General features: G+C 64.1%; 16 protein-coding genes. 14 read left to right on the forward strand and 2 right to left on the reverse strand.

Annotated elements, in window-relative coordinates; all coding sequences use genetic code 11:
* Positions 1 to 258 precede the first annotated feature (258 nt).
* The 5 genes from AB4Z10_RS25325 to AB4Z10_RS25345 all read left to right on the forward strand — a co-directional run bounded on the left by AB4Z10_RS25325 (position 259) and on the right by AB4Z10_RS25345 (position 6,743).
* The gene (locus AB4Z10_RS25325) at positions 259 to 1,083 is read left to right on the forward strand and encodes an LssY C-terminal domain-containing protein (protein WP_441473174.1); all 825 of its coding nucleotides are present in this window, start codon (positions 259 to 261) and stop codon (positions 1,081 to 1,083) included.
* A gap of 111 nt (positions 1,084 to 1,194) precedes the next feature.
* Entirely contained in the window at positions 1,195 to 2,238 is a 1,044-nt protein-coding gene (locus AB4Z10_RS25330) for an AI-2E family transporter (RefSeq protein ID WP_441473175.1), read from the forward strand.
* A gap of 399 nt (positions 2,239 to 2,637) precedes the next feature.
* Positions 2,638 to 3,936, forward strand: a complete 1,299-nt coding sequence (locus AB4Z10_RS25335) for a cytochrome c (protein WP_441473176.1) — start codon at positions 2,638 to 2,640, stop codon at positions 3,934 to 3,936.
* A 13-nt stretch (positions 3,937 to 3,949) separates the two neighbouring features.
* Positions 3,950 to 4,423, forward strand: a complete 474-nt coding sequence (locus tag AB4Z10_RS25340; RefSeq protein WP_441473177.1) for a (2Fe-2S)-binding protein — start codon at positions 3,950 to 3,952, stop codon at positions 4,421 to 4,423.
* A complete protein-coding gene (locus tag AB4Z10_RS25345) occupies positions 4,416 to 6,743 on the forward strand; it encodes a xanthine dehydrogenase family protein molybdopterin-binding subunit (RefSeq protein ID WP_441473178.1) in 2,328 nt (775 codons plus the stop codon). The genes AB4Z10_RS25340 and AB4Z10_RS25345 overlap by 8 nt, the downstream gene beginning before the upstream one ends.
* A gap of 854 nt (positions 6,744 to 7,597) precedes the next feature.
* On the opposite strand, the gene AB4Z10_RS25350 is transcribed toward AB4Z10_RS25345, so the two are convergent.
* Positions 7,598 to 7,819, reverse strand: coding sequence for a hypothetical protein (locus AB4Z10_RS25350; RefSeq protein ID WP_441473179.1), 222 nt, complete (start codon positions 7,817 to 7,819; stop codon positions 7,598 to 7,600).
* Positions 7,820 to 8,149: 330 nt separating this feature from the next.
* Positions 8,150 to 9,946, reverse strand: a complete 1,797-nt coding sequence (locus tag AB4Z10_RS25355; protein ID WP_441473217.1) for an arylsulfatase — start codon at positions 9,944 to 9,946, stop codon at positions 8,150 to 8,152.
* Between the two features lie 981 nt (positions 9,947 to 10,927).
* Here AB4Z10_RS25355 and AB4Z10_RS25360 point away from each other — a divergent pair.
* The 9 genes from AB4Z10_RS25360 to AB4Z10_RS25400 all read left to right on the forward strand — a co-directional run bounded on the left by AB4Z10_RS25360 (position 10,928) and on the right by AB4Z10_RS25400 (position 19,959).
* Positions 10,928 to 11,530 carry a M15 family metallopeptidase gene (locus AB4Z10_RS25360; RefSeq protein ID WP_441473180.1) on the forward strand — a complete coding sequence of 201 codons (603 nt, stop codon included), beginning with the start codon at positions 10,928 to 10,930 and terminating at the stop codon, positions 11,528 to 11,530.
* 501 nt (positions 11,531 to 12,031) lie between these two features.
* On the forward strand, positions 12,032 to 12,748 hold the full coding sequence (locus AB4Z10_RS25365) for an IclR family transcriptional regulator (protein WP_441473181.1): 717 nt from the start codon (positions 12,032 to 12,034) through the stop codon (positions 12,746 to 12,748).
* Between the two features lies 1 nt (position 12,749).
* Entirely contained in the window at positions 12,750 to 14,480 is a 1,731-nt protein-coding gene (locus AB4Z10_RS25370) for a hypothetical protein (RefSeq protein WP_441473182.1), read from the forward strand.
* Positions 14,477 to 15,172 (forward strand): hypothetical protein, encoded by a 696-nt coding sequence (locus AB4Z10_RS25375; RefSeq protein ID WP_441473183.1) that lies wholly within the window; start codon positions 14,477 to 14,479, stop codon positions 15,170 to 15,172. Before AB4Z10_RS25370 ends, AB4Z10_RS25375 begins: the two co-directional genes overlap by 4 nt.
* A 12-nt stretch (positions 15,173 to 15,184) precedes the next feature.
* The gene (locus AB4Z10_RS25380; RefSeq protein ID WP_441473184.1) at positions 15,185 to 16,150 is read left to right on the forward strand and encodes a dipeptidase; all 966 of its coding nucleotides are present in this window, start codon (positions 15,185 to 15,187) and stop codon (positions 16,148 to 16,150) included.
* A 12-nt stretch (positions 16,151 to 16,162) separates the two neighbouring features.
* Positions 16,163 to 17,224, forward strand: coding sequence for an ABC transporter substrate-binding protein (locus AB4Z10_RS25385; RefSeq protein WP_441473185.1), 1,062 nt, complete (start codon positions 16,163 to 16,165; stop codon positions 17,222 to 17,224).
* Positions 17,209 to 18,099: an ABC transporter permease gene (locus AB4Z10_RS25390; RefSeq protein WP_441473186.1), complete on the forward strand. Its 891-nt coding sequence runs from the start codon at positions 17,209 to 17,211 to the stop codon at positions 18,097 to 18,099. The genes AB4Z10_RS25385 and AB4Z10_RS25390 overlap by 16 nt, the downstream gene beginning before the upstream one ends.
* A 1-nt stretch (position 18,100) precedes the next feature.
* The gene (locus tag AB4Z10_RS25395; protein ID WP_441473187.1) at positions 18,101 to 18,889 is read left to right on the forward strand and encodes an ABC transporter permease; all 789 of its coding nucleotides are present in this window, start codon (positions 18,101 to 18,103) and stop codon (positions 18,887 to 18,889) included.
* Positions 18,890 to 18,897: 8 nt separating this feature from the next.
* Positions 18,898 to 19,959, forward strand: a complete 1,062-nt coding sequence (locus AB4Z10_RS25400) for an ABC transporter ATP-binding protein (protein ID WP_441473188.1) — start codon at positions 18,898 to 18,900, stop codon at positions 19,957 to 19,959.
* Positions 19,960 to 20,044 lie beyond the last annotated feature (85 nt).

Genomic DNA, 20,044 nt, shown 5'->3' on the forward strand with positions numbered 1-20,044 from the left:
AGAAATTGAGCCACGGTGCGCGGCCCAACCCATTCAATGCGGCCACGGTCGATTGCAGCCAGAGAAGCAGCGGCGGAAGTGATCCGCAACAGGTGACACAAGCAGGGGGGGCGCGGGCGAATATGCGTGGCCTCGCTCGCCTTTGCCGGTTGAACGGGCGTCGGATTCGAGGCCTAATGTAACGCTGGACGGTGAAACCCGCATACGAACAGACAGAGCTGCGACGACCTCATCTCCTGCCAGACAGGACAGAGAATTGTGAGATTGCTTGCGCGCCTATTCCAGAGATTACTCATTTTCTGCCTGGGCGCATTCAGCGTCTGGCTGATAGTCTTCGTCGTATTCGATACGGCGGACCACAGACTTCCATGGATCCTAGCAGTAAGCTTCACTTACGGGCTGGCAGCCTATGTCATTTTGCCAATCGTGGTCCGAATGGGGCTGAAGGTTCTCCATCGGAGACTTATCCCTAGATACACGATCACCGGAGATGGCTTGCCCGGCGATCCGGTAAACCTCGTCCTCATCGGCACCCTTCAACAACTCTGCGATGCGTTTGCGACGGCCGGCTGGTCAACAGCCGATCGTTTGGGAATCGCGAGTTCGTGGCGAATGATACGCGCGTTTTTACTCAACTCCCCGTATCCCACAGCTCCCTTCAGCTCCCTCTATCTCTTTGGACGGAGGCAGGACATAGGTTTCCAAGAGCCCATCAACAACAGCCCGCGCAAGCGCCATCACGTCCGTTTCTGGGCGTTGAGCCTCGCCCACTCGGAGGACGATATGGCAGCGGCGAGCTTCTGGTTGAACACGGATAAACCGTCGACCGATCAGCGCGTGCTTTGGGTCGGGGCGGGAACCAGAGACACCGGCCTATCACTGGCCCGACTAACGCTCCAAGTGACCCATGCGACCGATTCAGACACGAATGCGGAACGCAACTACGTCGTCGCCCAGTTAACGGCAAATCGGGTGATCGGGGATGTCGCATTGCACCAATCCGGATCACGGTTGCAGACCGGAAAGGTTAACCACTACATTACCGATGGCGAGATCGCGTTCGCCAGCCTGATGGAAAATTGAACAAGGATCTGTACGACCGCTACTCTCGCTCGGATTCGGGGATCTGCGCTGGGAATCGGCGGGCACCGAAGCCGGCAGTCGAGCTCGAAACCGCATGTGCGACGAAGGCCGATGAGAATTACACGACCAGCGACGTTCTGGCTCGCGGTCTCTGCGCTCGCGTTGGTTACGCTGGTGCTGTTGCGCCAAATCCTGCTGCCGTTCGTGGTCGGTACGTTGCTCGCATACCTGCTCGTTCCAGTGGTCGACAGGCTGGAGCGGCTCGGGATTAGCCGTTCCCTTGCGGCTCTGGCCGTGTTCCTCCCGCTGGTCGCGGCTCTTGTCGCCTTTCTGCTCGTGATGCTCCCGGCCATCATTGGCGAGCTCAGATTTTTCGTTGAGGAGTTCCCCGGCTACGTCACAAGACTCCAGTCGCTCATGAGCGATGCAAGCCGCCCCTGGCTGCGCAGTGTCATGGGCGACGAACTCCACATCGAGCAATCCACCGCCGAAATCGCGAAGACGATGGGCAGCAACTGGCTCGATGGCGTCCTTCGCTCGTTGTGGTCGAGTGGACTGGCCTTGATTTCCCTTCTTTCGCTCATCGTCGTCACGCCGATCATCGCCGTCTATCTCGCAATTGACTGGCAAAAAATGATGGCGACGGTCGATGGCTGGTTCCCCCCGGCATACCGCGACGATATGCGGGCGCTTGGGCGTGAAATCCACGATACGGTCGCTGGCTTCGTGCGCGGGCAGGTCGTCATCTGTCTCGTTCTTGCCGTGCTTTATGCGACGGCTCTGAAAATGACAGGGCTCAACCATGCCATTTTGATAGGAGTGACCGCAGGCCTCATCAGTTTTGTTCCCTATTTCGGGGCCGCCACCGGGTGCTTAGTTGCGGCCTGCGTTGCAATGGCCCAATTCTGGCCGAATTGGGCACCCGTCGCTGTGGTGGGCGGCATCTTCGTCGTCGGAGAAATGCTTGCCGATTATGTGCTGTCGCCGCGCTTCATCGGCCGCCGCGTCAACCTCAACCCGGTATGGATGATGTTTGCGCTGTTCGCCTTTGGATGGCTGTTCGGCTTCATCGGCGTGTTGTTGGCGATACCTCTCGCGGCATCGCTGGGCGTGATCCTGCGGTTTGCGCGGCGTCAGTCTCTGGTTAGGTCGTAGCCTCATGAGTGCGAAGCGGGACACGATCTTGGAGGCCTGACTCGCGCTGGTTCCCAGCCGCTGGGCCGCGCCCGCGAAACTGCCGACTTCGAGCATCGCGACGAACATGCGATCACAATCGAGACGTTCCACGTCCTGCACCTCACCATAACGGCCCGGCCGCATGGCCACCGCGAGAAGACGCGACGGACCGGAGCCCGTCGTCCGCGCATGCAGCGCCGCACAAGCTCGAGCCATAGCCGCAACCGGCACCGACAAGAAACGTTTCCGCGGTCGGCGCGCTGTCGCTTCTTGCGCGGCGGACGGATGACCGGACCTCCAACGCGTCCTTTGCATAAGGAGTGGATCGGAGTTTAGAGCGGGTGTAATCGTGTACTCACACGATCGGAGGCCAGTGTCATGAGATTGAGGACGGTGCTGGCCGGAATCGCGCTTGCAGGCGTGGCTGCGCTGGCGGGCGTCGGTCTGTATGCCTATCGTTCAGCTCTGCCCGCGATAGCGGCGGCCGAACGGCCCGCCGCCGACGCGGCGACCATCGAGAAAGGGCGTGTGCTCGCCTCTGCGGGCTACTGCGCGACCTGCCATACCGCCAAGGGCGGGCAGCCCTTCGCGGGCGACTATCCGATGGTCACGGGTTTCGGCACGATCTACGCGTCGAACATCACGCCAGACCCTGAAACCGGCATCGGGACATGGTCGCCCGCCGCCTTCCGCCGCGCGATGCATGACGGCGTCGCGCGCGACGGGTCTCACCTCTTTCCCGCCTTCCCCTTCGATCATTTCACCAAGATGACGGACGAAGATGTCGATGCGATCTATGCCTATCTGATGGCCCGCGTCGCACCGGTAAAGCAGGTGACGAGGACGAGCGAACTGCCGTTCCCGCTCAACCTGCGCATTCTGCAGGCCGGGTGGAAGCTGCTCTTCGTGGATTTCGGCCGCTACCGGCCCGACCCTACCCGGTCGGCGCAATGGAACCGCGGCGCTTATCTCGCCGAGGGCGTGGCGCATTGCGGGGCCTGCCACACGCCGCGCAACCCTCTGGGTGCCGAAAAAAAGGGCGAACGCTTTGCCGGAGCCGACATCGACAACTGGACCGCGCCGGCACTGACCGCCGCGAACCCTTCCGCGGTGCCGTGGAGCGCGGCGTCCTTCGCGCGCTATCTGGAAACCGGCGCCGGTATCTATCACGGCGTTGCGGCGGGGCCCATGGGGCCCGTCCATGTCGGGCTGCGCGAACTGCCGAAGGCCGATATCGAGGCTATCGGCACCTATCTCGGTGCGGCACTTCCAGCTCCTCCAGCCGATCCCGCCAAGATTCCGGCGGTGGCGGCGAGCCTCGCGGCGGCCCGGCCGGATCCCGCCTATCGCAAGGACCGCGGCGAGCGGCTCTACCTCACCGCCTGCGCCTCCTGCCATTACAATTCGGAGAAGGTCGTCGCCGGCCGGCCGGAGCTCGGCATCAACACGTCGACGCGACTGCCGGACCCGACCAACCTGATCCACGTCATCCTCGACGGGATCGGCGCGCAGGACGGCACGTCAGGCATCGTGATGCCGGCATTCCGGGATGCGCTCTCGAACGACGATGTCGCAGCCGTCGCGAGCTACCTTCGCGAGAAGCGGGCCGGGCTCGCGCCCTGGCCCGATCTCGCGGCAAAGGTCGGCCGCGTGCGCGCCGAAGCAACCGGACATTGACGGAAGCAGCAGCATGATCGCCTTCACCATCAATGGACGCGCCGTCAGGGTCGACATCGAAGCCGATGTGCCCCTGCTCTGGGTCATCCGCGACGAGATCGGCTTGACCGGAACCAAGTTCGGCTGCGGCATCGGCATGTGCGGTGCCTGCACCGTCCTCGTCGGCGGCAGGGCGACGCGCTCCTGCATCACCCCCGTCGGGGACGTGGCCGGGGCGGAGGTCACGACGATCGAGGGGCTCGATCCGAAGGGCGACCATCCGGTCCAGCAGGCCTGGCGGCACCTGCGCGTGCCGCAATGCGGCTACTGCCAGTCCGGCCAGATCATGCAGGCTGCCGCCTTCCTGAAAGACATGCCCAATCCCACCGACGACGACATCGACGCCGTGATGACGGGAAATCTCTGCCGCTGCATGACCTATAACCGCATTCGTGCCGCCGTCCGGGAAGCGGCCGCCGCCCTGCGCGGGGAGAAAAACCATGGCTGACGGCCTCGTCCTGCATTCCCGCGGACCCAGCGCCATGGAGCCGAGTCGCCGCGGCTTTCTGGTCACGATGGCCGCGGCGGGCGCCGTCTTCGGCTTTCCCCAGCAAGGTCTTGCGGCAATGGACCCGGCGGTTGCCGGCGGCACGCCGATGCAGGCCGCAGGTGCCCGGTTCGAGCCGACCATCTGGTACTGGATCGATACGCGCGGGCGCGTGAACGTCAATGTCATCCGCGCCGAGATGGGCCAGCATGTCGGCACTGCGATCGCCCGCATCCTCGCCGACGAGCTCGGCGCGAAATGGGACGATGTCAGTATCGAACACGTCGACAGCGCCGCCAAATGGGGGCTGATGGTGACCGGTGGAAGCTGGTCGGTCTGGCAGAGTTGGCCGGTCTACCGACAGGCCGGCGCAGCGGGGCGCGTCGCCCTCGCCGCGAGGGCGGCCGAGCTCTGGGGCATCGACCCCGCCGCGGTCACGGTCGTTGATGGTCTGATCTCCGGTGGAGGACGCAGCGCGAGCTTCGGAGAGATCGTCGCACTGGGAATCTCGCGCAGCTTCACCGAGGCCGAGCTGAAGGCGCTGCCCCTGAAGCCCCATGCGGAGCTCAAGCTGGTCGGGCGGGACGTGACCGCGCTCGACATCGCCGGCAAGACAACCGGGCAGGCCATCTATGGAATCGACGCCAAGGTCGAGAGCATGCTGCATGCGGCGCCGCTCCTGCCGCCGACGCGCTACGGCTCGCGGATCGTGCGGATCGACGACGGCGCGGCAAAGTCGATCAAGGGGTACCGACAGACGCTTTCCCTCGATGATCCGTCGGGCACCACGCCCGGCTGGGGCATGGTCATCGCCGACAGCCTGTGGGCCGCACATAAAGCGGCAGCCGCGATCAGGGTCGAGTGGGAGGCTGGAGAAGCCGCACGGGTCGGCGAGGCCGATATTCAGAACCACGCCCGTGCCCTGATCGCGGACGAGACGACCGGCGCGCTACTCGAAACCGGCGACAACGACGTGGCCCCGTTCTTCGCGCGCGCCGCCGACACGGTCGAGGCCGAGTATACCACCGCCACGGTGCTGCATTTCCAGCTCGAGCCCGTGAACGCGCTCGCCTTCCGCAATAGCGAGGGAATCTGGGAGATCCATAGCGGCAACCAGTGGCAGTCGCTGGCCCTGCCCTGGCTGGAAAAGGCGCTCGGCGTCGCGCCCGGCGGCGTGGTCATGCGTTCCTACATGTTGGGGGGCGGCTTCGGGCGCCGGCTGAATGGCGACTATACAGTGCCGGTCGCACTGGCTTCGAAGGCCCTCGGCGGCAAGCCGGTAAAGATGGTGATGACGCGGCCGCAGGACCTGCTCTTCGACAGCCCGCGCTCGCCCTCGGTGCAGCGCCTGCGCATGGCTTTCGACAAAGAGCGGAACGTCATCGCGATGGACACGGCCGTGGCTGCCGGCTGGCCGACCAAGGCGATGATTCCGGGCTTCATGCCCAAGGGCGTGAACGGCGTGCCCTACGACCCGTTCGCGAGCGACGGCGCTGATCACTGGTACTCCGTAGGCGCCCAGCGTGTCCGGGCCATCTCGAACGATCTCGCGGAAAGCACCTTCCGGCCCGGCTGGCTCCGGTCGGTCTCGCCCGGCTGGATCAACTGGGCGGTCGAGAGCTTCATGCACGAGGCTGCCGTCAAGGCCGGGAAGGATCCGGTGCAGTTCCGCCTCGGGCTGCTGAAGGCGGAAGGGCGCAATGCCGGCTCAGCGCCGGATGCTGTCGGGGGAGCGGCGCGGCAAGCGCAAGTGCTGGTGCGCGTTGCAGAACTCTCCGGCTACGGTAAGGGCAAGCCGGCCGCCGACAGCGCGATCGGCATAGCAACAAGCTACGGTCAGGCGCGATCGATGCCGACCTGGGTTGCCTGTGCCGTCCAGCTCCATGTCGACCGCAAGAGCGGACATGTAGACGTGCAGAAGATCTGGCTCGTCGTCGATTGCGGCATCGTGGTCGATCCGGACGGCGCGCATGCGCAATGTGAGGGCGCGGCGCTCTGGGGCCTGTCGATGGCGCTCTGCGAGGGGACCGAGTTCGAGAACGGACAGGTGCGCGATCGTAATCTCGACAGCTATACGCCGTTGCGCATGGTCGACACGCCCGAGGTCGTCGTCGAGTTCGTCGAGAGCACGGAGGTGCCGGTGGGGCTGGGCGAGCCAGGCACGACCGTGATTGCGCCGGCGATCGGCAACGCGATCTTCGAGGCCGTCGGCGTCAGGCTGCGGCATCTGCCAATCACGCCGGACGCCATCCTCTCGGCGCTGGCCCGCTCCCGTTCCTGAGGAGTGTCCGACACCCGGCGAGCCGAAGTCGGCTATGCCGATGCCGCGACGTTGCGGTCACTTTTGCGGAAGCGGCTGGGTCGCGGCGTCCGGGAGCTGCGGACCGTCACGCAGTAACGAAGAGTCGCTTGGATGCTCGTCCGGCGGATAGTGAGTTGCGCCAGATCCGGAAGCTGGGCCGGTGCCGAAAGCGGACGTTGGCTGATATCCAGACAGGAGCTCCACAATTAGTCGTGGCGGCTGTCAAAGCCGCAAGCCGACAGCAACGATCTCAATATGAGCCAGGCGCTCAAGCCACCTGCCACCAGGGCAGCCGGCGCGCGATCCGCCCCTTGCCGCTGATCACAACGCAGTCCTTGTAGTTCAGCGCATTAAAGAAGACGATTGGTCGAAGGGCTAAACAACTGGCTCCTGAGCGATCGACCGGAACTGCTCCATTCGTCGTCGCCAAGCAGGCAGGCTACAAGCCCCGCAGCGAGTCGCCGAGCGGTCTTGCACGAGACCCTGAATCTGCTGCCTGTACATTACGAACTGGCTAGCCCCTCCACGAAGTCGCATGAACGCTAACTGTGACCGCGCCATCACAGCGCTGGGCGGATGCGGCCAGAGCGGAGTTAAAGTGTTGCTCTACCTGGGCTGATCAGCAAAGCTCGTCTATGGGAGGACTTGTCATGCGTGCGCCCAATACCTCAGAGGCCTCAATGGCCCGCATCCACGGCGTTTTGATCCGGACGGTTATCGTGCTTGCTCTAGCCGCGGTTGTGGTGCTGCCGATGGCTATTCGCTGACAGCTATCTGCCGCGCCGCGCTCCCGAACGAAAAAAGCCCCCCAGCCGGAGCTGGCAGCGCCGATCTCATGCCGCGTCGGACTGTCTGTATCGGTCGATCGCCCGGCGGGTCAGATCGTCTTCGTCTTCGGCGACATGCGCCAGCGCGGCAATGATGTAGGCCAGTTTGGTGCGCTCGCGTCCATCGCATGGATTTGGAATGGGCAATCTGACTTCGTCCCATGCGGCATCCAAGGCCGCCTGCGCGCGGGCGAGGTCAACAGGGTCACTCAGCGATGAGAACGGCATAACTCCCACCTCCGTAAGAAAACCGGATGGGGGCACGCTAGCGCGCTGCCACGGCATGGCAATGTCAAATGCTAAGCCCGGCCCCTTTTCGGAGACCGGGCCGAGCTTCGTGCGGACGTCATGTCGAGCTGATGTCCGTCAGGTCCCGACATTGCCGAATGATGAGGGCAGTGTCCGCGATGGCTCGTGAGCTGGCTCTCCCGCCAGCTCCCTGGCTTCTCTCCGAAGTCGGAGCGGTGGCCGCTGGCTGGGTCCGCGCCGGGCATTTGAAGGATCGAGTGCCCGGCATTCGCATCAGCGGCCAGTTTTTTGAGCAACTCGCGCCAGCAGTCAATCAGACCGGCCTTTTGCGTTCTTGATCTGATCCATGACCTGATCGAGGTTGTAGCTCGCCGGGTCCTGCATGGGCGGGAAGTCCCTGTAGGAAAGGAGTTCCTTCATCCACAGCGCCTGGCCGATCGGCAACATGTTCCAATCGTAGACATAGGCGGTGGAAGGTGAGCCGATCGTGCCGCCCATGCCCATGAGCGTCTTGTATTGCGAGCCGATCGAGGTTTCGAAGGGATCACGCTTGATATTGACGACCTGGGCCCAGTGGAAGGGCTGCACGCCCGAGATGAAGCCGGCCGGCGAGTCGGACACCATCGCGAAGTAGATCTTCCAGTTCTTGTAGCGCACCGCCGACGGGTCCTTGCCGGAATAGTAGAAGAACGTGTCGCGCGCCGATTTGTCAGACCGCCCGAGAAGATATTCGGTCTGGTCGAAGCCATCGAGCTTGGTCTTGACGATGCCCGGATAGTTGCCGGCCATGATGCGCTGGTTCAGCGCATCGCCCTTGTCTCCGCCCGCGAGGTTGACGAGCGTCGGCAGCCAATCGAGCGCTGCGAAAATGTCGTTCTTGACGGTGCCCGCCCGGATGCCGCCGGCTGGCCAGCGGACGAGAAGTGGCGCGCGCATGCCGCCTTCCCAGGTGCTCAGCTTGCCGCCCTTGAAGGGCGTTGTGCCGCCGTCCGGGAAGGTGATCGTCTCGGCGCCATTATCGGTGGTGAAGACGACGATCGTGTTGTTGAGCTGGCCCATATCCTCGAGCTTCTTCAGCACGACGCCGATATTGTCATCCAGCTGCTTCATGCCGGCCTCGTTGAGGCCCCAGTCCTTGCCGCCGGGCTCGCCGATCATGGCCTCGTATTTCGGCGAAAGCACGGTGGTGATGTGCATGCGCGCCGGGTTGTACCAGGCGAAGAACGGCTTGTTGGTTCGTCTCGGGTCGTTGCGCTCCAGGAAGTCGACCACCTTGGCGGAGATTTCCTCGTCCACGGTCTTCGAGCGTTCCAAGGTCAGCGGACCTTCGTCGCGGCAGGTCTGATTGGCCGCCGTGCCGTTGGAGGATGTGCAGAACATCACGGGACGTGGCGGCGTCAGGCAAACCGAGGTTCGCGGATCCACCGCACCGGGAACCGGAGGAAGACCCGGGATCGTCGTGTTGATGCATGGCGGAGCCACACTCTGCTGGGTCGGGCTCTTGTTGATGTCGGGGAAACTTACGCCCTGCATCGCATCGAGGTGATACAGGTAGCCCCAGAATTCCTGGAAACCGTGCGCGGTCGGCAGCGCATCGGTGTGGTCTCCGAGATGGTTCTTGCCGAACTCGCCGGTGTTGTAGCCGAGGTCGAGCAGGAATTTGGCCAGCGCCGGGGTTCCAGGCCGCAGATAGGACGGGCTGCCCGGCAGTTGCGGCGGGATCATGCCCGTCCGCAGCGGGTGCATGCCGGTGAAGAAGGCGTTGCGGCCGGCCGTGCAGCTCTGCTCGGCGTAGTAGTGCGTGAAGAGCGCGCCTTCGCTGCCGATCCGGTCGATATTGGGAGTTTCCCCGACCATCAGGCCCCGATGGTAGATGCTCGGCTGCATGATGCCGATGTCATCGCCCATAATGAACAGGATGTTCGGTCGCGCGGACGCCTGAGCTGGCGTTGGCGCTGGCGCTTGGGCCGGGGCTTGCGCGACGGCCGGCGTCAACGCTGCGGCACCGATGAGCGCGGTGGCGCCCAGCAGGCCGGCACGGGTTCGCCCGCACCAGCAACAGAACGCGCGCTGCAAGTCGTCTTTGATGTCAGAAAGTCGACGCATCTCGTTTTTAGCTGCCATTTTCATCTCCAACATTTGCTGAATGCAAGGTTTGATGAATGCAGGCGTCTTCGATAAGCGCGAAAAAGCCTTCCCGCAGATCTCGAGTTGAGCTGCCGAAGTAGGCATTTGATTTATATTTCAACTTACTCAGGACGAGCGGGCGGATTTAAATTCAGGGGGCAAATTAATCGAAGGATACTCGATATAACGTAGCAACCATCCGCCAGAAGACTATATAGAGCATTCCGGCATCAATGTGAAATGAATTCGAATTCGATCAATGCCGTTACATCACATCCGTATCTCGTGCCTGATCGGCGGTAGAGGAAGGGAGCCGCACCTGCGAGGCGGGGCCCGCACAACTCCCACCCTCGTAAGGATACCGGACGGGGAAATTAGCGCGCTGCCACGGCATGGCAATGTCAAATGCTAAGCTCGACCCCTCTCGGAGACCGGGCCGGTAATGTTGACTCCCGACCCCATTGAGACACTCGACGCAGTCGATAATCGCTACTCACTGATTACGGACTTGATTGCGCAAGAGTTGACTGAACAAATATCGCGCCACCCGAGCAAGGCGGGGCGGTATAATAGAAAAAGAAATGGGGATCGCTAATAAGAATTCGCGCACTTTAATGAAAATACTCACATGAAACCTTGTAACTCCAAATTACTTCCAGTAGAATGTATCTCGAACAAGGTCTTTCCGTAGCGGTCCGCGCCGGCTGGTCGATTTTTTGGCGCCGCGATGATACCTTTGGCATCGACTGTCGCGCTGAGATTTCCATTAGCCGAAATATATAGCCCATCGCCATTCTTATTAATTCCGCCAGAATCGGACATTAGGCGATCACCCGGATCCGGACATGCCAGGCCGGGTCTAAAGCGGCCTTTTCATGCGCGGGCGCTCAACTTTGCCTGAACTCAAACTCAAGCGGCCCTGCCTTCCTTTGGCACCATCGGACTGCGATTGTGTGGGCCATGATGCGTGGAAAGGCACGTTACCTCTTGAGATTAGGGGGCATTGCGCTCTTCAGTTTCGGCCTGAACAGCGGAGTTCAGAGCGAACCAGGCAGTGGATTGCGTACGTCACCGGGTGTCCTTGTCGATCCGCTGCGATACGGACCGGGCGGCATCTACGCGAAAATTCCCCCTCGGGATGAATTCGGGCGGGACCAACGCGCGATGTTTCGCGCATGGAATCCGGATCCACTGGCAAATCACGAGGCGAACCTTCGCGCCATCCGACCAATCCTCGCCAAGGTGGTACGGAAGGCGCAAGCTGACAATCCAGGGCTGCGCTTCGTGATTGGTTCCGGGAGACGTGACCGCAAACAGCAACGCATGGCGGTTGCCTGGGGCTGGTCCATGACACGTGCCAGTTCGCACCGGTCGGGCAAGGCAGTGGACCTATGGCCGCTCGATCAGACGGGACAGATCATCTTCGATCCGGAAGTTCAGAACCGGATTGCTGACGCGCTGGAGCAGGCCGGACGTGAATTGGGCGTATCGCTCCGATGGGGTGGTCATTTCCACGGCTACAAGCACATGGACCGCTCGCATTTCGAGCTCGTCTCGCCGTAGCGCCGGCAAGCGGTGATCGGCGCAGCCGTCGCCGGCCCCTAATCCCGGCAGCGCACCGAGCGCCAGAAGAATATTTTCCAGAAGCTGTTTGGCCCTGAGGTTCAGTAATTCAACCAAGCTCATTATTTTCATGGGCCGCGTTCAGGCTGCGCCAGGAGCGAACTTGCCTCTCAGCCCGAAAGCGGACCTCCGATTGGTGGCTTTGTGCCGCCAAAAGCGAGCCAGCTCGGAGTTTGGACTTTTGCGCAGACTTGCCTCTGGTCCGACGGCATGCAGGGGCCGCATTTAACGACCTGAACAGCGGGGCAAGCGATCAATCGCGCTTGGAAGAGCCCTCAGAAAAGACTTCCTGAGCAAACAGTCGATTCTCGCGATCGCGCCACCATAAATCAAACCAGCATCGCAATTCGTCCATCCGAGCCGAACTCGCAATTTCGCGCTTGACATGGGGCTCGCGCGGTATGATTTTTATAGCATACGTTGTCTGCTATAAGAATACAAATGGCTGTTCGCTCCCTCTCCTCCACGCTCAAGACGCTCGCGGTCTGCGATATTGTCGCGGCTTCGCCGAAGCCGCTGCGGCTGGCCGATGTCGTGCGGGCCAGCGGCGATGCGCGGGCGGTCGTCTATCAGCGGCTGCGGACGCTGGTGGAGGCCGGCCTGCTCGACCAGACCGAGGACGGCGCCTTCCGGCTGGCGCTGCGCTTCCAGTTCTATGCGGTACGCGCGCTGGAGCAGGCCAATCTCGGCGAGCGCAGCAGCGAGTTGCTCCAGGGCATCGTCAATGAAAGCGGCGAGACCGCCACGATTTCCGTCGCCGATGGCTATCACGCCGTCATCATCAACCGCGTCGAGTCCCGGCAGGTTCTGCGGGCCGATCTGCGCGTGGGCGCCAAGCTGACGCTCGGCGGCAGCGCCTCGGGCGCCGTGTTGGTCGCCTTCGGTTCGGAGGAGATGCGCGAGAGCCTGCGCCAGCAGGGCGTCACGCTACCGCCGGAAGCCGAATTGCAGGCGGTCCGCGAGCGGGGCTATGCCGTCTTCGCGCCAACCGACCCACATTTCGTCGCCGCCGTCGCCGCCCCCGTCTTCGACGCCGCGCGCCAATGCGTGGCGGTGCTCGCTATCTCCGGCCCGATCTTCCGCTTCGACCACGACCGCTGTGGCCCCATCGTCGTCGCCGGCGCACGGCGCCTCAGCGCGCAGTTTGGACATTCCTGACATGACGGTTTCCGCCCTTCTCGCCACGGAAGGCCCGCTGCTGCCGCATGCGCTGATGCGCGGCCCAGAGGAACTGATGCGGCCGGAGCGGCTTGCCGCCATCCAGCCCTCGCGCGTCAGCGCCTCGCGCAACCTGATCGCGCGGGCGTCGCGCCAGCGCTGGACGATCACGCAAAAGGCCTTCGATATCGACGAGAAGGGCCGCGGCCACGCGCGCTATGCGATCGAGGCAGGGTGCTCGCGCTTCTCCTTCCCGATCTTCTCCTTCGAGCCCTCGGCGCGCGAACGCACCGGGCGCATCATCGGCCGCGCCTGGGACATGATGGGCGCCCTTGTCGAAGGTGAGATGTCGGCGGCGGCAATCGCAGCGCTTCAGGGCGAATTGCCGAAGCTCTACGAAGGGCGCGCTACGCCCGACACCCTGACCTGGGCGCGCTCGAACCGCTCGGGTCGCCTGTTCGACCTCGCGGTCAATGCCCTGGCCAGGGGCGAGCAACCGGCCGTGGAAGCGTTAGGTGGCACCTGCTACCTGATGCGCAACACCGGCATCGACGGCAACGGCACGTTCGGGACCAAGTCCTTCCTGGCCTATGAGAAGGATCACCCCCTGCGCGCCTCGCTTCAGGCGCAGATGCTGACCGCCTATATGATGCGGGTCTTCGCGCTCGATCTGGTCCAGCACTTCGCCCGACTGCACGGGGGAGCGAAAGCGGTCGGCTTCGCGCCGGAGCTCGCCCGCTTCCTCGGCGTCGGCAACGGCTCGGCGCTCGGCCTGATGTTCTTCGTCAACAACCATCCGCGCCTGATCAACCAGTGGCTGACAATCCGCGAGACGGCCATCGCCCATGGCAAACTGGTACCAGTGGGACTGGACGCAGCGCCGCTGCGGACGCTCGCGGCCCTGCTGGACAAGGCAATTCTGGCGCGCCAGCAGGACCGGTCCGAATACGAGTCCTTCACGCCGAGCCTGCAGGTCGCTGAGGACTTAATCGTCATTCGCCGCGAGCTCGAAGCGCTGATCGGGCGCGTCCAGGCCGGCGAGTCGGAGGCTGCGCCGCTCGTCGCCTTCACGGCCTCGCTGAACGGCCGCGTCCATGACGAAGCCTTCGAGACGCTGCTCTCGCTCGTGATCGAGCTGGTTCCGGATGTCGCCGACAGCCTGTCGGAAACGCTGATCCTCGACGAGGAGCTGACCGGGCGGCCGGAAATGCGGCTCGGGCGGCTGCGCGAGATCGTCCGCAGCGACTATCGCTGGGCCTTCGACCTCGACCTCACCTCCGAGCGCTCGCAGCGTTACGTCTGGTACAAATCGCGCACCGCCGAGGAGCCGCGGCGCGGACCGCGCGAGGAAATCGGCGAAGCCCATAATCTCGGCCTCGACCTGCCCCGGCTGATCGTCGCCCTGGATCGCGACCTGCGCGAGGCCAATCCGCAAACCAGCGTCGCCCGCTTCCTGCTCCAGCACCCGGAGCATCGACTCGTCGCTACGCGCGTCCAGGCGCTGGCCGGGCTGCCGTTCCATTCGCCGCATGCCGACATCATGAGCGAGGATTTCGTGCCGGCGCAGATCACCCGCCTGCTGAATGTCGGCATCCACGGCATCGACAAGGCGCGCGACTTCCTCAACCGCAACCTGCGCGGCGTGATCTTCCATGGCGCGCCGACACCGGCCGATCTGGCGGCAGGAACGGCCGATCCCCACTGGTTCTATCCTTCGGAGCCCCGCACATGACGGAGCTGCGCCTCACCCTGCGCGAGATGCGCCTGATCATCGAACGCATAGTCCAGGCGGCAGGCGTCACGCCGGGCCTGCTCTTCGCCGCGCGCGATGCCGCGGTGGTGTCGGCGGTCCTGCCTGTCGCAGGCTTTGCGAACCTCTCAACGGAAATCGCCGCGCTGGCCGCTTCGACCGCAAAGCCCGCGAGGCTGAGCGAAGGCGAGGACGGCGTCCTGCACGTCGATGTCGCCGGCCAGCATCCCTGGCTCGTCGCCGAGGCCCTGCTCGATCTCGCGGTCGAGCGGTTCCGGCTGACGGGGCGTGGCGAGGTTCTGGCACGCGGTGCCGTGAGCCCGCGCGAGTTCGGCGTGGTCAAGGGGCTCGCCGAAAAGCATGGCCTCGCAGCGACCTGCTCCGCGACGGCGGATGGCATGCTCCTGCAAATCCGGCCGCGCCCGGCACAGGCCATAAGTCTGCTCGATCGCATCCGGTACGAAGGCTGCACCGTCGAAGCCGGCCTGTGGTGGCCGCTCTATCACGCCTCGCATGCGGCACTGGCTCCCGATTCCTTCGAGAGCCGCCGCCATGCCGGCACCATCCGCGTCGAAGCCGATGGCCGCATCATCGGCCGCAACGACGAGGACGAGACCGATCTCGCCATGCTCGCCGCCGACCCCTCGCGGCTGCACCCCGCTTCCATCCCGTAAAGGTTCCAACCGATGCTGATCGACGGCTTGCAATGCGGCTTCTATGGCCGCGACGTGTTCGAGGAGCTGAAGGCGGGCGGCTTCACTTGCGTCACGCCGACGCTGGGCTTCTGGGAAGGTGCGATCGAATCCTTCGACGCGATCGGCAAATGGCGCGACATGGCGCGCGCCAACAGCGACCTCGTCACCATCGCGCTCAAGACCGACGACATCCTCGCAGCCAATCGCGACGGCAAGACCGCGCTGCTGCTCGGCTATCAGAACACCAACCTGCTCGACGGCCGCATCCGCTATGTCGAGCTCTTCGCCGATCTCGGCGTCCGCGTCCTGCAACTGACCTACAATAACCAGAACGATATCGGCTCGAGCTGCTACGAGGCGATCGATCCCGGCCTCTCCCGCTTCGGCCGCGAGGTCGTGCGCGAGATGAACCAGTGCGGCATGCTGGTCGATTGCTCGCATGTCGGCGACCGGACGACACTCGACGCCATCGAATGCTCGCATAAGCCGATCGCGATTACCCACGCCAACCCTTCGTCGGTGTTCCCGCACAAGCGCAACAAGAGCGACGAGGTGATCAAGGCCCTGGCCGCGAAGGGCGGCATCATCGGCTGCGCCGCCTATCGCAACATCACGCCGGTCGAGGCCTGCGATCGCGTCGACGCCTGGGCCGAAATGGTGGCGCGGACCGTCGACATCGCCGGTATCGACCATGTCGGCCTCGGCACCGATTTCAGCCACCACACCAGCCAGACCTATCTCGATTGGATGCGCAAGGGGCGCTGGACGCGGACAGCCCAGTACGGCGCGGGCTCCGCGACCAATACCGCTCCGAGCGAGAAACCGGCCTGGCTCAAGAAGATCAGCGGCCTCGCCGCCGTGGCGCCGGCGCTGGCGAAACAAGGCTTCAACCCGGAAGAAGTCGAGAAAATCACCTCCGGGAATTGGCTGCGGGTCTATCGCGCGGCGTTCGGCTGAGAGGAGAGAACCATGAGCGGCGACTACGCTTCGAGCCTACGGCTCTCACGACGGAAACTGCTCGTTGCCGCAGGCGCGGGCAGCTTGTCCATGCCCTTCGTCCATCGCGCCCGCGCGGCGGAAGCGATCTATGTCAACACTTGGGGCGGCCCTTGGGAGGAGGCGGCGCGCGCCGTGCTCTTCGATCCCTTCACGCAGGCGACGGGGATCGAGATCAAGACGATCGCCCCGGTCTCCTTCGCCAAGCTCGCGGCGCAGGTGCGCACCGGCGTCTATGAGTTCGACGTGACGACGCTCGGCGTCTCGGAGCTCGCCCGCGCCAATCACGCCAATCTTCTCGACAAATATGACGAGAGCAAAATCCCGGCCGCATCGCTCTGGCCCGGCGCGGTGACGCTCAACGGCGTCAATTCGCACGCCTTCGCCAACATCATCGCCTATCGCAAGGACAAGTTTCCCACAGGCGGCCCGAAGAACTGGGCCGAGTTCTGGGACACGAACAGGTTTCCGGGCTCGCGCTGCCTGCAGAACTACCCCGCCCGCGTCCTCGCCTTCGCGCTGATGGCGGACGGTGTCGCCCCGGCCGATCTCTTTCCCTACGACCTCGACCGCGCCTTCAAGTCGTTGGACCGGATCAAGAAGGATGTCCGCGTCTGGTGGAGCCAGAGCCCGCAATCCCAGCAATTGCTGCGGGACGGCGAGATCGAGCTGATCGGCATGTGGAACACCAGCGCCCAGCAGCTCATCGACCAGAAGGTGCCGATCGCGCTGAACTACGACCAGGCGGTGATCGACGTCGCGGCCTGGGTCGTCGCACGCGGCACGCCGCGGACGCGCAATGCCTGGCGCTTCATCGAGTTCGCCGTGCAGCCGGAGCGGCTGGCGCAGTTCGCCCAGCGCAACAATTACGGCCCGATGAACCCGGCCTCGTTCAAGAGCCTGCCGCCGGATGTGGTCGCGCGCATGCCGACCTCGCCGGAGAATCTGGCCAAGGCCGTCGTCCTGAACGCCGAAAAGCTCGGCCCGCAATTCGACGTCATGGCGAAGCGTTTCGAGCAATGGCTGTCGAGCTGACGCGCCCCGCGCTCGCGGCCGAGGCGTCCGCGCTCCCTGCGCGGGCGCCTCTGGCTGCGCTCCTGCGCCCGCCCTTCATCCTCTATGTGCCGGCAGCGCTGTTCCTCACCGCCTTCTTTCTCGTCCCGCTCGGCCTCGTCGTCTGGACGAGCGTCAGCGACCCGGAATTCGGCTTCGGCAACTACACCACATTCTTCGCCTCGCGCTACGACCTCGCCGTGCTGGCGCGGACCTTCCAGACCGCCTTCGTGGTCACGCTCGCGAGCCTCGTCTTCGCCTACCCGATCGCCTACGTCGCGGCCCGGCGCGGCGGCGCCGTCGGCGGCTTCCTGCTCGGCGTCGTGGCACTCAGCTTCTGGACCAGCTTCCTGGTGCGGACCTATGCCTGGATGGTGATCCTCGGAGCCAAGGGGCCGGTCGTCGGGCTCTTGACGGCGCTAGGCGTCAGCCCGCCCCCTCGCCTGCTCTTCACCACCTTCGCCGCCACCTTCGCGATGGCGCATATGCTCGTGCCCTTCATGGTGCTCGCGCTCTATGCCGTGATGAAGCGGATCGACGAGAGCTACATGCGCGCCGCTGCAAGCCTCGGCGCCCGGCCCCTGCGAGCCTTCCTCACGGTCTATTTCCCGCAGAGCCTGCCCGGCGTGGTCAACGGCGCGACACTCGTCTTCATCACCTGCCTCGGCTTCTACGTGACGCCGACCCTGATCGGCAGCCCGCAGGACAAGATGATCGCCGGACGGATCGGGCAGGAGATCGAGCAATTGCTCGATTTCGGCGCGGCCTCGGCGACCTCGATGATCCTGCTCGCCGCCGCGCTCGCGCTGTTTGCGCTTTACGATCGCTTTTTCGGCATCGACAGGATGTGGAGGTAGCATGTCCCGCTCCACGATCGTCCTGGCGGTTCTGGTCGCGATCCTGCTCGCGGGGCCGATGTTCATCGTTGTGCCGATGTCGTTCAGCACGGCGCCCTCACTCGAATTCCCGCCGCCGGGCTTCTGGCTCGGCTATTACCGGCGCTTCTTCTCCGATCCGAACTGGACCGGGCCGCTATTCAACAGCTTCGCCATCGGCTTCGGGACCATGGTGCTGGCGATGCTATTCGGGGCGCCCGCCTCCTTCGCGCTGATGCGGCATCGTTTCCGATTCCGCGGCGTCTTCCGGATGCTCGTGCTTTCGCCACTGATCGTCCCGCATATCGTGATGGCGCTCGGCTACTACAGCTATTTCGGCTCGCTCGGACTGGTGCAGAGCATGACCGGAGTCATCCTCGCCCACACCTGCCTRACCATCCCCGTGGTGGTGCTGACGCTGACCTCGGCACTCGCCAATTTCGACCGCCGGGTCGAGAATGCGGCCGCCGGCCTGGGCGCGCGCCCGCTCACCACCTTCCGGCTGGTGACCTTCCCGATCCTGCGCCCGGCCTTCCTGGTCGCGGCCTTGTTCGCCTTCATCCATTCCTTCGACGAGACCGTGATCGCGATCTTCATCTCGGGCCGCGACAGCGCGACCCTGCCGCGGCAGATGTTCAACAGCTTCCAGATGGAGGCGGACCCGGCGATCTCCGCCGCCTCCTCGCTGCTGCTCGCCGCCGTGCTTGTCGTCATCGGCGCGCGCTGGGCCGCGCGCCTCGTCAAACCACAGCCTGCCCGCGCGAAAGCCTAGGACAGATCATGAAGAACGCCCGCGCCCTCTCCCTGCGTGCCCTGTCGAAGAGCTACCTTGCCGGCCAGAACGCCGTCGACAGCATCGATCTGGAAATCAAGCCCGGCGAGTTCGTCTCCTTCCTCGGCCCGTCCGGCTCCGGCAAGACGACGACCCTGATGATGATTGCCGGCTTCGCCAAGCCGAGCAGCGGCGAGATCGCGATCGGCGGGCGCAGGATCGGCAGCGTCGAGCCCTATGATCGCAATATTGGCATGGTCTTCCAGAACTACGCCCTGTTTCCCCATATGAGCGTCACTGACAATGTCGGCTTTCCCTTGCGGATGCGCCATGTCCCGAAAGCACAGGCCGCGAAACGCGTCACGCAGGCGCTCGCGATGGTCGGCCTCGCCGATTTCTCCGGCCGCAAGCCGGCCGAGCTCTCCGGCGGGCAGCAGCAGCGCGTCGCGCTGGCGCGGGCGCTCGTCTTCGAGCCTGATGTCGTGCTGCTCGACGAGCCGCTCGGCGCACTCGACAAGGCGCTGCGCGAGCAGATGCAGATCGAGCTAAAGCGCATCCATCGCGAGCTCGGAGTGACCATGGTCTATGTCACGCATGACCAGGGCGAGGCGATGGCGATGTCGGACCGCATCGCAGTGTTCAACCGCGGGCGGATCGAGCAGGTCGGTAGCCCGGCCGAGGTCTATGCCAGGCCGCAGACGCGCTTCGTCGCCTCCTTCATCGGCGACAGCAATCTCATCGGAGGCGTTGTTGCCCGCGACGGAATTGTCGAGCTGGCCTGCTTCGGCCCGGTCGCGACCGGCCGCAGCGATCTCGCCGCGGGCTCACCGGTTGACGTGCTCGTGCGGCCCGAGATCATTCGGCTCTCCAAGGGAGGCGCGTTACCTGACGGCTTCGCTTTCACCGTCGACGAGATCGTGAATTACGGAGACAGCTTCCTGATCATCGGCAAGAGTGGTGGACAGGAGCTGCGCGCCCGCGTGCCAGGCCTAGATATGCCCGCGCTCTCCCGGGGGGAGCGTTGCGGTATCAGTTGGCCCAAAGAGCGTGTTCACGTCGTTCCAAGATGATCTCAGTCCGGCAGAGCCCGGAGACCGACGCCTGAGGTCATGCTGAAGTTATCCGATACGCACCAGTTCCGGACATTGGCCAACA

Origin of the sequence: Allobosea sp. RAF48, from assembly GCF_052114025.1 — a bacterium.
Taxonomy (GTDB): Bacteria; Pseudomonadota; Alphaproteobacteria; order Rhizobiales; family Beijerinckiaceae; genus Allobosea.

What these genes read in the sequence shown, in the direction of transcription:
- AB4Z10_RS25340 (WP_441473177.1), top strand. Translation starts at nt 3,950, where the DNA reads ATGATCGCCTTCACCATCAATGGACGCGCCGTCAGGGTCGACATCGAA.
- AB4Z10_RS25385 (WP_441473185.1), top strand. Translation starts at nt 16,163, where the DNA reads ATGAGCGGCGACTACGCTTCGAGCCTACGGCTCTCACGACGGAAACTG.
- AB4Z10_RS25370 (WP_441473182.1), top strand. Translation starts at nt 12,750, where the DNA reads ATGACGGTTTCCGCCCTTCTCGCCACGGAAGGCCCGCTGCTGCCGCAT.
- AB4Z10_RS25360 (WP_441473180.1), top strand. Translation starts at nt 10,928, where the DNA reads ATGATGCGTGGAAAGGCACGTTACCTCTTGAGATTAGGGGGCATTGCG.
- AB4Z10_RS25330 (WP_441473175.1), top strand. Translation starts at nt 1,195, where the DNA reads ATGAGAATTACACGACCAGCGACGTTCTGGCTCGCGGTCTCTGCGCTC.
- AB4Z10_RS25365 (WP_441473181.1), top strand. Translation starts at nt 12,032, where the DNA reads ATGGCTGTTCGCTCCCTCTCCTCCACGCTCAAGACGCTCGCGGTCTGC.
- AB4Z10_RS25375 (WP_441473183.1), top strand. Translation starts at nt 14,477, where the DNA reads ATGACGGAGCTGCGCCTCACCCTGCGCGAGATGCGCCTGATCATCGAA.
- AB4Z10_RS25345 (WP_441473178.1), top strand. Translation starts at nt 4,416, where the DNA reads ATGGCTGACGGCCTCGTCCTGCATTCCCGCGGACCCAGCGCCATGGAG.
- AB4Z10_RS25380 (WP_441473184.1), top strand. Translation starts at nt 15,185, where the DNA reads ATGCTGATCGACGGCTTGCAATGCGGCTTCTATGGCCGCGACGTGTTC.
- AB4Z10_RS25335 (WP_441473176.1), top strand. Translation starts at nt 2,638, where the DNA reads ATGAGATTGAGGACGGTGCTGGCCGGAATCGCGCTTGCAGGCGTGGCT.
- AB4Z10_RS25350 (WP_441473179.1), bottom strand. Translation starts at nt 7,819, where the DNA reads ATGCCGTTCTCATCGCTGAGTGACCCTGTTGACCTCGCCCGCGCGCAG.
- AB4Z10_RS25400 (WP_441473188.1), top strand. Translation starts at nt 18,898, where the DNA reads ATGAAGAACGCCCGCGCCCTCTCCCTGCGTGCCCTGTCGAAGAGCTAC.
- AB4Z10_RS25355 (WP_441473217.1), bottom strand. Translation starts at nt 9,946, where the DNA reads ATGCGTCGACTTTCTGACATCAAAGACGACTTGCAGCGCGCGTTCTGT.
- AB4Z10_RS25390 (WP_441473186.1), top strand. Translation starts at nt 17,209, where the DNA reads ATGGCTGTCGAGCTGACGCGCCCCGCGCTCGCGGCCGAGGCGTCCGCG.